General features: G+C 62.0%; 9 protein-coding genes. 3 read left to right on the plus strand and 6 right to left on the minus strand.

The window, feature by feature from the left end; all coding sequences use genetic code 11:
• Positions 1–20: 20 nt before the first annotated feature.
• From GH657_RS17020 to purT, 5 genes are all read right to left on the minus strand, one after another.
• The gene (locus tag GH657_RS17020) at positions 21–1,457 is read right to left on the minus strand and encodes an aldehyde dehydrogenase family protein (RefSeq protein ID WP_153102195.1); all 1,437 of its coding nucleotides are present in this window, start codon (positions 1,455–1,457) and stop codon (positions 21–23) included.
• 73 nt (positions 1,458–1,530) lie between these two features.
• Positions 1,531–3,183: an acetolactate synthase large subunit gene (locus GH657_RS17025; protein ID WP_153102196.1), complete on the minus strand. Its 1,653-nt coding sequence runs from the start codon at positions 3,181–3,183 to the stop codon at positions 1,531–1,533.
• A gap of 158 nt (positions 3,184–3,341) precedes the next feature.
• On the minus strand, positions 3,342–3,722 hold the full coding sequence (locus GH657_RS17030; RefSeq protein ID WP_153102197.1) for an MliC family protein: 381 nt from the start codon (positions 3,720–3,722) through the stop codon (positions 3,342–3,344).
• Positions 3,723–3,784: 62 nt separating this feature from the next.
• Positions 3,785–4,030 (minus strand): DUF6726 family protein, encoded by a 246-nt coding sequence (locus GH657_RS17035; protein WP_153102198.1) that lies wholly within the window; start codon positions 4,028–4,030, stop codon positions 3,785–3,787.
• Positions 4,031–4,206: 176 nt separating this feature from the next.
• Positions 4,207–5,427, minus strand: a complete 1,221-nt coding sequence (purT, locus tag GH657_RS17040; RefSeq protein WP_153102199.1) for a formate-dependent phosphoribosylglycinamide formyltransferase — start codon at positions 5,425–5,427, stop codon at positions 4,207–4,209.
• Positions 5,428–5,646: 219 nt separating this feature from the next.
• Between purT and GH657_RS17045 the strand changes: the two genes are divergently transcribed.
• Positions 5,647–6,129, plus strand: coding sequence for a hypothetical protein (locus tag GH657_RS17045; RefSeq protein ID WP_153102200.1), 483 nt, complete (start codon positions 5,647–5,649; stop codon positions 6,127–6,129).
• Positions 6,130–6,440: 311 nt separating this feature from the next.
• Here the strand turns inward: GH657_RS17045 and GH657_RS17050 are convergent, their stop codons facing one another.
• Positions 6,441–8,624, minus strand: coding sequence for a hypothetical protein (locus GH657_RS17050; RefSeq protein ID WP_153102201.1), 2,184 nt, complete (start codon positions 8,622–8,624; stop codon positions 6,441–6,443).
• A 279-nt stretch (positions 8,625–8,903) separates the two neighbouring features.
• On the opposite strand from GH657_RS17050, the gene GH657_RS17055 reads away from it, so the two are divergent.
• A complete protein-coding gene (locus GH657_RS17055; protein WP_153102202.1) occupies positions 8,904–9,473 on the plus strand; it encodes an META domain-containing protein in 570 nt (189 codons plus the stop codon).
• A gap of 269 nt (positions 9,474–9,742) precedes the next feature.
• Positions 9,743–13,333, plus strand: coding sequence for a DNA translocase FtsK (locus GH657_RS18440; protein ID WP_153102203.1), 3,591 nt, complete (start codon positions 9,743–9,745; stop codon positions 13,331–13,333).
• Positions 13,334–13,631 lie beyond the last annotated feature (298 nt).

The raw sequence follows: 13,631 nt of genomic DNA on the forward strand, positions 1-13,631 counted from the left end.
ACCAGGCTTCACGTCCTGCATCAGCCACGCTGACGCATCACCATCAGGCGCAGCTCGGTCATGTCCTCGATGGCATAGCGCACGCCCTCGCGGCCCAGCCCCGAATCCTTCACGCCGCCATACGGCATGTTGTCCACGCGAAACGACGGCACATCGTTAATGACCACTCCGCCCACGTCCAGCTCGTCCCACGCGCGATGAGCATGCGTCAGCGAATCGGTGAAGATGCCTGCCTGCAAGCCGAAATCGCTGTCGTTGACCGCGGCCAGCGCCTGCGAAAAATCGTCGAAACGCTCCAGCATCGCCACCGGGCCAAACGCTTCCTTGCGATAGAGGTCCGAGGTACGCGGCACGTTTTCGAGCAGCGTCGCTTCGAACATCGCGCCCTTCACCTGGCCCCCAGCGATGATCTTCGCGCCGGCCTGCACCGCATCGGCCATCCAGCCCGCCAGACGCTCGGCCTCGCCGACGGAGATCATCGGGCCAACAAAGGTTTTCTCGTCTTTCGGGTCGCCCATGACCAGCGAGCGGGTTTTGGCCACCAGCCGCTCGCGCAGCGCGTCATACAGCGAGGCATGCACGAGAACGCGCTGTACCCCGATGCAGCTTTGCCCCGACTGATAGAACGCGCCAAAGGCAAGGCGCTCGACCACGTAATCGAGTTTGTCGCGCTGGTCGCTATCGACTACCGCCGCCGCATTGCCGCCGAGTTCAAGAATGACTTTCTTCTTGCCCGCCCTGTTTTTCAGCGCCCAACCCACGGCGGGCGATCCCGTGAACGATAGCAGCCGGAAACGCTCATCGGTGGTGAATAAATCCGCGCCATCGCGGTGCGCGGGCAGAATCGAAAACGCGCCTTTGGGCAGATCCGTCTGCGCCAGAATCTCGCCCATGATGAGCGCGCCGACCGGCGTGCGGCTGGCAGGCTTGAGCACGAACGGCACCCCCGCAGCAATCGCGGGCGCGACCTTGTGCGCGGTCAGGTTCAGCGGAAAGTTAAAGGGCGAAATAAACGAACAGGGGCCCAGCGGCACCCGCTTCACATAGCCGTGGTAGCCCCGCGCGCGCGCCGAGATTTCGAGGTTGACGATCTCGCCATCGAGCCGCACGGCTTCTTCCGCCGCGACCTTGAACGTGTCGATCAGGCGCGTGACCTCGCCGCGCGCATCGTTGAGCGGCTTGCCCGCTTCGATGCACAGCGCCATGGCCAGTTCATCGAAGCGCTCGCGGAAACGGCTGACGCAATGCTCCAGCACCGCCTGGCGCTGGTACGGCGCGAACGCGCGCAAGGCAGGCTGCGCCGCGACCGCATGGCCGATAGCGGCGTCGATCGCGCGGGCATCGGCTAGCGCCACGCGGGTGGCGACTTCGCCGCTGTATTTGTCGGTAACTTCGAGATCGGTATTCGCCGCGATGGCTTCGTTGGCGAGGTAATACGGGTAGCTGGCTTTCAACATGACACGTACTCCGGGTTGCAATGACAGGGTTCGACCCAATGCCTGGGCTCGGGCCGGGCGAGCAAAGCCACGCTCAAAGCTGGGCGCTCAGACGTTTGATCTCGCGGTTCAGCACGCGCTCGTTGTCGGAATAATCGATCGGCAAATCGATGACATGCACGCCGGGCGTGGCAAAACATTCACGCAGCAAAGGCGCGAACTGGTCCGCGGCGGTGATGCGATGGCCTTTTGCGCCATAGCTTTCGGCATACGCGACAAAATCCGGGTTGCTCAGCGTCATGCCGTAATCGGGGAAGTTCATGTTCTCCTGCTTCCAGCGGATCATGCCGAAGGCATCATCGCGCACGATCAGCACCACCAGATCGAGCCCCAGACGCACCGCCGTTTCGAGTTCCTGCGAATTCATCATGAAACCGCCATCGCCGCACACCGCCATCACCTTGCGCTCGGGATGAACGATCTTGGTCGCAATCGCCGAGGGCAGCCCCGCGCCCATCGAGGCGAGCGCGTTGTCGAGCAGCAGTGAGTTCGGCTCGTGCGCCCGGTAGTAGCGCGCAAACCAGATCTTGTACATGCCGTTGTCGAGACAGACGATGCCATCCACCGGCGTTGTCTCGTAGACATCCTGGACGATGCGCACCGGGTACATCGGAAAGCGGTCATCCAGCTGGCCGCGCGCCAGATGCGCCTCGAAATGCTGCTTGATCATGGCGAAGCGGCTGAAATCCCAATGGGAAGGCTGCTGTTTCAGGCTTTCCTTGAGCTGCCACACGGCATTGGCGATATCGCCCACCACTTCGATCTGCGGGAAATACACCGGATCGACCTGCGCGCCGAGAAAGTTCACGTGAATCACGGTTTTCTCGCCCGCATCGCCGCCGCGCATGAAAAACGGAGGTTTCTCGATCACGTCGTGGCCGACGTTGATGATGCAGTCGGCGTGCTCGATGGCGCGGTGCACGAAGTCTCCATCCGAGAGCGTGGCGTTGCCCAGCCACAGCGGATGCGATTCGTCGATCACGCCCTTGCCCATCTGCGTGGTGAAAAACGGAATGCCGATCTGGTCCACGAACTCGCGCAGCATCTTGCGCGTGGTTTTACGGTTACCGCCCGCGCCGATCATCAGCAACGGATGACGCGCGCGGCAAATGGCTTCGACCGCATGCGCGACGGCTTTTTCCTCGGCTACCGGACGGCGGCTGAAACTCTTCGGAATCGGCTTGCCGTCGCCCTCCTCGTGCGCCACGTCTTCGGGCAGCTCCAGATGCACCGCGCCCGGACGCTCTTCCTCCGCCTGGCGAAACGCCTCGCGCACCAGCGCTGGAATATTGCCAATCGAGACAATCTGCCGCGTGTATTTGGTGAGCGGCTCCATCATGCGCACCACGTCGACGATCTGGAAATGCCCCTGCTTGCTGGACTTGATCGGCTTTTGCCCGGTCACCATCAGCATCGGCATGCCGCCCAGTTGAGCGTAGGCCGCCGCCGTGACGAAGTTGGTCGCGCCGGGGCCAAGGGTCGCCAGACACACGCCCGTGCGCCCCGTCAGACGCCCATAGGTGGCCGCCATGAAACCCGCCGCCTGTTCGTGGCGCGTGAGGATGAGCCGGATGCGCGAGCGGCGCAACGATTCCAGCAAATCGAGATTTTCTTCGCCGGGAATGCCGAAGACGTATTCCACGCCTTCCGCTTCGAGTGCTTTGACGAACAGATCGGATGCTTTCATAAGGAGTCTCGCTTGACGAACGCGCGCAGGCCGCAAGCGGCCGGCACGACTGGGAACGGAAAACAGCAGGACGGGCGCCTGGGGCCGGCGGCGGCCGCGCGCCCGGATAAAATCGCACGGCTTGCAGGCAGCCTGGTGGGCGGCGTCATGGCGCGTGCTTAACGCGAGGCGGGCCGCGAAGTGACGCAGCCGGACAGCAGCGGCGGCGCGTTGTCGCCCGCCATCGCGTCGTACAGATCCGCGTGCTCGCCCTTGGTCCACCACGTGTAGTTTTCGGCCTGATACTTCACACCGGACGCCGCCACGGTGCTCACGAACAGCAGCGTTTTGCCTTTGACCGGCACGAGCGCGAAGCTTTGGCCATTCACCGCATTCAGATACCTCACCCGCAACGGCTTGCCCGTGGTGCAGGTGTACTGGCTGCTGGTGTGCGGCCCGCTCGTCTGGATTTCGGCCAGTTTCAGCGGCGCGGCCCACGCCGCGCTGCCCAGTGCGAGGGCGCCCAGGCCCGTTGCGATAGCGCTCAACCACGGCTTCATCGGCATGCTCCTTGTTGTTGGCAGAGGAAAACGGCTCACGACAAACCTGCGTGAGACACGGTTCATGGATCGACCACATCGGCACAGACATCGGTCGGGGCGGCGGCCACGTGGCCCACCAGCGGCACGATCTTCAAGCCCGCCGAGGCCACCCGGCACGGCGCGGCCATCAGGCCGCAACCGGCTGTCGCCAGCAGCAGCCCCGCACCAACCGCAAGAGAAAACGCGCGCGCCAGCCGGCGGCGCCATGAAGAAAAAACGGAAACGGGCACAGCAATCGTGAAGCGAATCTTGTTACCGATATGCATTAGAAAATAAAACCTGAAAAAGAAGACAGAAATAAAACGCAACCGCACGCCGCTCAAACGTCACGTGCAGTGCAGCGTCGCGTGCAGCGAATTGTGCGCTGCTTTTCTTTCGAATGAATCGACGCCGGACAAAAGGCTCAGGGCTTCATCCACTTCAAGCTCGCCCCAAGCCCATCTCAAACCGGCTGCCCGGCCACTGGCTGCACGGCCGCAGCGACCTGGCGAGCGCGCTCGCGGGCCTCCTCGACCGAGGCGCCGGTAGCCAGCGCCACCCCCATGCGCCGCCGCATGAAGCTCTCCGGCTTGCCGAACAGGCGTAAATCCGACTGCGGCACGGCTAGCGCCGTGGCGATACCGTCGAAGGCGATGCCCGCTTCATCGCGTCCGCCGTAGATCACCGCCGACGCGCCAGGGGTTTGCAGCGTGGTATCCACCGGCAAGCCAAGAATGGCCCGCGCATGCAGCTCGAACTCCGAAAAGCGCTGCGAACACAACGTCACCAGGCCCGTGTCATGAGGCCGGGGACTGACCTCGGAGAACCAGACCTCGTCGCCGCGCACAAATAACTCGACGCCAAACAGCCCGCGTCCGCCTAGCGCCGCCGTGACCTGCTGCGCGATCTCGCGCGCACGCGCGAGCGCCAGCGCAGACATCGGCTGCGGCTGCCAGGATTCGACGTAATCGCCCGCCACCTGAAGATGCCCGACCGGCGCGCAAAACGATGTTTGAATCGCCCCGCTGTGCGGCTCGCGCGAGCGCACGGTCAGCAACGTGATTTCGTAATCGAAGGCGACAAAGCCTTCGACGATGACGCGCCCATGGTTCACCCGGCCGCCCGCTAACGCGTGCTGCCAGGCGGATTCGACTTCGGCATCGGAATGCAGCACGGACTGGCCTTTGCCTGACGACGACATCACCGGTTTGACGACACACGGGAACCCCACCTGGGCAATCCCCGCGCGCAGCGCATCGAGCGAATCGGCGAAGGCATAGGGCGAAGTCGGCAAGCCCAGGGTTTCAGCGGCAAGGCGGCGAATGCCTTCGCGGTTCATCGTGAGCTGCGTGGCGCGGGCCGTGGGGATGACTTCGGCGAGGCCATCGGCTTCGATCTGCACCAGGGCCTCGGTGGCAATGGCCTCGATCTCGGGCACGACCAGATGGGGCTGTTCCTGCTCGACCAACGCGTGGAGCGCGGCGGCATCGGTCATATCGATCACGTGCGCGCGATGCGCGACCTGATGGCCCGGCGCGTTGGGATAGCGGTCAACCGCAATCACTTCGACGCCGAGCCGCTGCAACGCGATGATGACTTCCTTGCCGAGCTCGCCCGCGCCGAGCAGCATCACACGTGTGGCGCTGGGGGAAAGAGGCGTGCCAAGCCGCTGGCCAGTTTGCATGCGATCTCCTTGAGAGGAAGCAACGAAAAACAAAAAACGGAATGCGCCACGCAGGGCGAAAGCGCGGAGTGAAAGACCGGAGGGTAAGCGATTTGCGCGCGAGACCGCGGCGAAGCGGGCTGCCAGGGCCCGGAACAATGACGGGACGCGTTCAGACACGGAACCAAGGCAACAGAAGCGTTACTTAACCACATTTCATTCAATCCCACAGGTCATTAGATGTCCGGCGTTCCCCAGCTTACCCGTGCACCGTCAACCTCGAATTTGAATCCACAGCAGACAACGAATCCCGTTATCCAACCATGCGGAATCAACGGGCGCAACGTCCAGCAAATCGTCTATTCAGAGACTAGCAACGTACACGACACCCTCGGCATGGACCTGCAAACCTCGCCCCTGTCGGAGAGGAGCTGGATGCTTGAGTCGGATTCAGACCTGGATTTGGGGCGGGTCCCCGATTTGGATTCGGACGCGACCTTCTATACAGATTCGGATTCGGATTCGGATTCGGATTCGGATTCGGATTCGGATTCGGATGCGATCTTCTATACAGATTCGGATTCGGATTCGGATTCGGATTCGGATTCGGACGCGACCTTCTATACAGATTCGGATTCGATCTTCGATTCAGATTCAGATTCGCATATGGCCTTCAATTCGGATTCGGCCTCAATGGAAATCACAAACCAGTGGGATCTTTGATAGTTATCTCACGGCGAGAGAAGCCGAAAAAATCGCCGATTCGTCGACGATCCCGGCCGTCAGCAAACTCTATATTGCCGGACTCTACCTCCGTCTTTCAGGGCTCTCCGCTGAGGAGAGACAAACGGTCAGCGCCCAGTACAGCCGAATCTCCGGCGACCGATACGAGATCTACACACAGTACAGCCAGCTCAACGGCACAAAAAAATTCCAGGCTACGCCTTTCTAGTAGGCCCAAGTCGAAGCAAGCGCTGGCCGGTACAAGGGAACCCGGCTCACACCAAGCCTCGTGAGCCGCGTCCCGGCTGAAATCAGCGCAAGGTGCTCATTATGTGGTTCATATGATCTCTGACGTAACCTGGCACGCCTTTTCCATCCCGCTCGAAAATCAGGTCGGCTTCCGTGAACTGATAGTCACGTTGGCCAGGAAGCTTTCTGAGCCACTCGGCCGAATCCAGCAGCGTTGTCACGATGTCCTTCATCACCCCCACGTTGGCGGACCTGTGCGAACTCCCGCCATACACGACATGAAGTTTGGGTGGCAGATACGCCATCGAATACATCATCTCCAGCGCAACGCGCGTCACCTCCTTTGCCAGCCGATGGCTGCAGCCATGCAAATCGAGCCACGCGCGTTCAGGAAACTCGGGGGCAACCAGATTCATGATCTGCCCCATCCGCCATATCGGCCCTTTGAATATATGAGGCCCGAATTCCACCGAGACTTGCGCCGCCAGCACTTGCAATCCGTGGCACGCCACGGGCGACTCGGAAAGCAGTTTCTCCATGCCAAACAGCGCATCCGCCACCACGATTTTCACAAACTCTACGTTTTCGGCCACGACGACACGCCGCGTTAACACTTGCTTAATGAGTTCGTCCGCACCACTGGCCTGACCGCGTTTGCCAAAATATTGAAACAGCGCCATGACGCCGCGCCAGTCGAGTTCGCCAGCGGGAATTTTTGCCGTCAGGCGCGACATCAGTGCCTGGACCAATGGACCGTCCTCCCACTCGCTCACGCCACTCAGCGCATAACGTATTTCATCGAGCGGCCACTGCGTCGTAGCGTCAAATTTCGACAGCAGCAAACGTAAAAAACGCTCGGCCATCGATGAGTCTTCGATACAATTCAGCAAATTGATCAATGACGCGTGCTGCGGTACCGGCAAGCTCTCCATTCTGTCCAGTCTGAGCATGCTTTCGTTCAGCAGCGCGGCCAGTTCACTTGTCGCAAAAAATGGTTTGAGGTCTAACAGAATCCACGTTGTACTTTCTATATCCAGGTTTGTGTCCTGGATCGCTGCCCTGAACTTCGGTAGCAGTGCGCCGAGCAGCGCGCGTGTCTGAAGCGTATTGCCCATGGTCTTCACGCTCTTGAAAGCGTGCCATAGCTGGTGCAGGGCCCAGTCTCCGCTCGCCGCGATCTTCTGGATTAACGTCGCCAGCATGCGTGCCGTGGCTTGTGTCCCGGACATATTTCGTAAACCATTGAGGGCAAATGCCAGTGCCGCGGCGTTCCAGCCACGCCCCTGCTGGATCAGTGGAATCAGCCCCTCCAGTATCGATTCGGTCGCGGGCGTGGCGGGCATGCCACCCAGAGCGAACATGAGTTTGGAGATCTGAAACTCATTCATTGAATCAAAGCGCGCGATCTGCCTGCTCGTTTTTTTCAGAAAGATTTCGCTCTGAAGGGTATGCCCCCGCTCCCGGAAAAATTCACACGCTTTCCACAGAAGGTTCTGGTGCCAGTCGTTCAGATTGCGATACTGGTCATTCACCTGTAACAGCATGAGTTCTGCGGCTACCTCGTCGCCCCCCCCTTTCATCGCCTGCATCAACAAAGCGACATCTTTTGCAGCGGGGTGTGTTGCAGACAGGGTCAGGGTGAGCAAACGGCACACCATCTTTTGTACAACAGGACGCGCGATCAGGGCGCTGAGATTTTGGCCAAGGCTCACCCGGGTTTCAGCTGAGAGCGAGCCCTCATGCAACTGGATCAAGGACGAGAGAGCGTCGAGGTATAGATCCGGGGTAGCGTTCGCCAACCGGCTGGCAAACCGCCCCATTTTTTGCGCCATATCATCCCATTCCGGGCCCGTCATCCTGGCTTCCAGGTCGGCAGAAAGCATCTGGATGCGTGCATCCAATTGCTTTAGCTGGATTGGCGCAAGCACGATTTTATTGCTAGCACCATGGCAGACAGGCAGCCTGTCCAGGGCATCGAGCAGCGACTTCAATGTCAGTGAATTTTCTAGCAAGGCATTAAATTCACGGGAAACGTTTTCATTGAAGGCGCGGCGATTTTTTTCAGGCTGGCTGTTCTCCTGGCGGGTGTGCCGGTTATTCAAGGAAATGGAACCAGACGCATCATGATTTCTTGTGCGCGAGTGCAGGTTTGAACCCTGTTTTGAATCGGGATTTGTCGCCGCCCCAGGCAAATGAATCTTGCTCGTCGAGGCTATATGTTTTTTAATTAATTTATTCTGTGACATTATTCAATTTAATTTTATTTAGTTGAATATGTTTTAATAAAAATTTAAATTTTATTAAAACATCCCTCAGATTTATTAAAAACAGCGCTTGTCCGCGACAGCCATCCAGAAACCGTGGTTTAAGTAACGCGCGCAATTTGACCGTTCCCGTTAAGCAAAAGAAAAATGCAGCGGCACCTAAAAACCTCCTCTTTTGCATAAGCAGTCCCGGCTCACTCGCGTCCCTGGCCCGGAGTGCGTTACCCTTACGCCTTCGTCCGCCTCAACAGGATTGCAGTCATGTTCAGCACCCCGTCATTACGCCCTACGCGTGATCTCTCGCCGTCTCTCGCGCACCCGTCCCAGCGCCGTGCATGGCGCTTGCCTGCGCTGTTCTGCGCGCTGGCTCTCCTGCTAGGCGCCTGTGCCATGCCAACCCATTCCGATATGTCCGCGGCTGCTCCCGATCCCTTCAATCCGGCGGCCACCCAGTTACTCGATAACACCCGCTGGGAACTCACCCGCTGGCTGGAAGCCGATGGCAGCCTGCGCGAGGTGCCTCATGGCGATAATGGCGAGCCCGTGACGCTCGCGTTGTCCGTCGCGGAAGGCCAGCGCCGTGTCAGCGGCTTTTCGGGCTGCAACCGCTATATGGGAACGTACACGCTCAAGGATGGCAAGCTCTCGTTCGGGCCGCTCGCGGGCACCCGGATGGCCTGCTCCGGCACGCCAGGCAGCCGGCTCGAAGGGCCTTATCTCGATGCGCTGGCGCATATCGCCCGCACCGGTGTGCAGATGCGTGAGCCGCAGCAGTTGCAACTGATCCTCGAAAACGGCGCAACCCTCACGTTCACGCGTCACGAACAATAAAGGTCAAGAATCAACGCGCGCCAGGTATTCGCATCACGACGCATCACGACGCATCATGCGGGGCAACCCGGTGACGCGTGACGCGAATGCCTCAGGCCGCAAGGCACTTTGCCTGTCATCCCGCTGCCGCCGCTTTGCCCGTCTTGCGCCTCGCCGCCATGGCGCGCGCGGCTGCAGCGGCCCTCTGCCGAAGCCTCTTGCTTCGCCGCTTTAAACCCGATGGCGGGTGTCGTCGCCTTTGCCGTCATTCGTTGATGTCTAGCTCTAGCATGCACACCGTTGTCTTCAACTGGTTCGGCGGGTCTGCCCTCTGGTTTATTCCTCTTTTCTGGCATCTGTTGCGCGCCGTGCTTCCAGGCGGCTCCGGGCTGCGCGGCCCTGGCACGATCCGGCTGTGGCTGGGCTTTGCCGGTGTACTCAGCGCCAGTTGCACACTCGAAGCCGCCCTGATTTCGCGCGATGGCATCAACGGTTTTGGACAAGCGCTCGTTCACGGCTTCTCGCATCTGAGCGGCTCGACGGGCACTTCGCCTGGCGTGTGGCTCGGGGCGCTGCTCTTGCTGGCGCTGAGCCTGCCGTGGCTGCTAGGGTTTCGCTGGATTACGGTGGCGGCCTGGGCCGATGATGCCTTTGGTTTTGATCTGATGCCAGGCAGCCCCGCGAGGCGGGATGAAGCGGTACGCAGCCGTCATGCCAGCGAGGAGACGCCCGCCCCCTTTCCGCTCACGTCCGCCAAGACGCCTGCCAGCTTCTCATCGTTGCGCCCTGGCCGTCCGGCACGCCCCGTCGGCTGGCGGCCCAACCCGGCCACGACCACGCCGCGGACAGCCACGGTACCGGCCGCGCCCGTAGCGGCTTCTCATGCAACGTCTGCGAGCCGGCCAATTGCTTCAGATGAGCCTGTTGTGCCTGCGGCTGCGGCTACGGCTACGGCAACACCTGGCCTGACCACGCCCGAGCAACGGCTCGCGCAACTGAAAGAGCGCAGCCTGGCTGCGGCCGATCACACCCGCGCCTCCCGGCCAGCGCCTGAATCCCCCCTCGCATGGGCTCCGTCTGAGCCGGTCGCGCCCGCTGGCTGGCTGCAAATCGCCGCCCGTGAGACACGTGATGAAGCACGCCGCGAACCGCTCGGACAAGCGAGCGCTGCCGCGAGGCGGACGCCGGATACCACGGGCGATAGCAGGCCGAACACGTCTGTTCATCCGCGCGCTGAGGCCACTGGCCGCCCTCTCGCCCAGGCTCCTGCGGCAGCCGCTCATTTCACCGTGGGGCGGCCTGAGCCGATCGCGGTGGCTGCGGCGACGGCCAGTGTGCTCGCGGCGAACGCCGCCTCCAGAGGCGCCAGGCCACGGCCACCCGCCGCGCATTCGGCTCCCGCACCCCACACGCGCTACACACCGCCAGCGGCCACGCCGGCATCGGGCTCAGTTGCCGCTTCAGGTGCCGCGCCCGGTGCCACCTCGAGCTCCACGCCGCGATACACACCAGGCACACCTACATCGCCAGCCGCGCCGCCCGCCAGGGCCCAGACAACGACGGCAGCAGCGCCTGCGCCCATACCCGCAGCGCCGCCTTCACGCAGCGTGATGCAGGCCCGGCTACGTAGCATCAAGGAAAACACCGCGCGCTGGACCACGCTGCTTCAGCCGTCACCGCACACTGTGACTGAGGCTGCTAGCGCCGCGCCTGATCAGCCGCTCGCCGCCGCTAGCGCCGCGCCAGCGCCTGACCATCCGGCCGCCACATTGCCGCCCACCTCGTTGGCAGCCGCGCCTGACACGCTAGCCCATTCATCCGCACCGGCCGCTCAGCAGACATGGGTTCCGCTCGCCGCCACCGCGCTTGATCGCGCGCAAACGCAAACACAAGCGCAAGCAGAATCCGCTGAATCCTCGCTAGTGCACGCCGATCTGGCGCCCAGCCTGCCCGCCTTCCTGGTACGGCAAGGGCAAGACACGGCCCGCGATGCGGCCACGATGCCGCTTGCGCAGCCTGAGCCTGCTGAGCCTGCTGAGCCTGCTGAGCCTGCTGAGCCTGCTGAGCCTGCTGAGCCTGCTGAGCCTGCTGAGCCTGCTGAGCCTGCTGAGCCTGTTGAGCCTGTTGAGCCTGTTGAGCCTGTTGAGCCTGTTGAGCCTGTTGAGCCTGTTGAGCCTGCTGAGCCTGCGGCAGCAGCGGCAAGCACAACCGTCGCGCCCTGGGAAACTCCGCTCATCACCCCACCCGCACCCGCTAGCCTGACCGCCGCGCCCGAGCCGTCCTTTCCCGATGACGCCCTCACAGCCCCGCGCCTCGCGCCTCAGCCCGCTTCCGCCGCGCGGCCGTCCCCGCCGCGCGCCACGGCCGCCACCGATGCGTTCGAATTCCAGGCGCTCACCACCTCGCTGGTCGAACTGCCCCCTCCCGAGCTACTCGCACGCGCGGATCTCGATATCGAACCCGTCTCCGAAGACAAACTCCATGAAACCGGGCAACTCATCGAGCAGCGCCTGCAAGAATTCAAGGTGCCGGTCACCGTAGTGGGCGCCTCGGCCGGCCCGGTGATCACCCGCTTCGAAGTAGAGCCCGCGCTGGGCGTGCGTGGCAGCCAGATCGTCGGTCTGATGAAAGACCTCTCGCGCGGCCTCGGCCTGACGTCGATCCGCGTGGTCGAGACCATTCCGGGTAAAACCTGCATGGGGCTGGAACTCCCCAATGCACAGCGCCAGACCATCCGCCTGTCGGAAATTCTCGAAGCCAGCGTCTACCAGCATTCGCACTCGTTGCTGACGCTGGCGCTGGGCAAGGACATCACCGGCCACCCGGTGGTCACCGATCTCGCCCGCGCGCCGCACATGCTGGTGGCAGGCACAACCGGCTCGGGCAAATCGGTGGCGATCAACGCCATGATCGTGTCGCTGCTCTACAAGGCGACGCCCGAAGACGTGCGCCTCATCATGATCGACCCCAAGATGCTGGAACTCTCCGTGTACGAAGGGATTCCGCATCTGCTCGCGCCGGTCGTCACCGACATGAAACTCGCCGCCAATGCGCTTAACTGGTGTGTCGGCGAAATGGAAAAGCGCTACCGCCTGATGTCGGCGGTGGGTGTGCGCAATCTGGCGGGCTTCAACCAGAAAGTGCGCGATGCGCAAGCCGCAGGACACAAGCTTGGCAACCCGTTCTCGCTCACGCCGGAAGCGCCCGAGCCGCTCGCCACGCTGCCGCTGATTGTCGTCATCATCGACGAGCTGGCTGACTTGATGATGGTGGCGGGCAAGAAGATCGAAGAACTGATCGCGCGTCTGGCGCAAAAGGCGCGTGCCGCGGGCATCCACCTGATTCTGGCGACGCAGCGGCCCTCGGTGGATGTGATCACCGGCCTGATCAAGGCCAATATCCCCACACGCGTGGCGTTTCAGGTGTCATCGAAAATTGATTCGCGCACGATTCTCGACCAGATGGGTGCGGAGTCCTTGCTAGGTCAGGGCGACATGCTGTTCCTGCCACCGGGCACGGGTTACCCGCAGCGGGTCCATGGGGCCTTCGTCGCGGACGAGGAGGTGCATCGGGTCGTCGAATATCTGAAGCAGTTTGGCGAGCCGCAGTATGTGGAGGGCATCCTCGATGGCCCGGCTAGCGAAGCCGCCCAGGACCTCTTCGGCGAGGCGCCCGAGGCCGAGGCCGATCCGCTTTATGACGAGGCCGTGGCGTTTGTCGTGCGCACGCGGCGGGCCTCTATCTCGTCCGTGCAGCGGCAATTGCGCATCGGCTATAACCGCGCGGCGCGCCTCGTCGAACAGATGGAGGCCGCCGGGCTGGTGTCGGCGATGGGCGTCAATGGCAGCCGCGACGTGCTCGCGCCAGGGCCTGCTGAATAACGGCAGCCCTTGTTGAAGTGCAGCCTCGTGTATCTCGTGTATCGCGCTGGCACAAGGCGCTCTGAACTTGCCCGGCGTCCGCTACGGTACGCCGGGCTTGAAGCTAGCCGGAGCGCACGGCATGCCGTTTTTTCTCCGGGCGGCGTCCCCAGCCTGGCCGGACCTTTCCCGCTTCTGTCCTATCCTTTCTGAGCGCGGTGGAATTAGCTTAGCGTTCTTTCTTGTTTGTCGGCGGCCCGCCACCTCTCTATTCTTGACCTCCTGCTTGCAGCTTTGCAGCGAACGCCAGCGGCTTAGC

This window comes from Paraburkholderia hayleyella, from assembly GCF_009455685.1.
Classification (GTDB): domain Bacteria; phylum Pseudomonadota; class Gammaproteobacteria; order Burkholderiales; family Burkholderiaceae; genus Paraburkholderia; species Paraburkholderia hayleyella.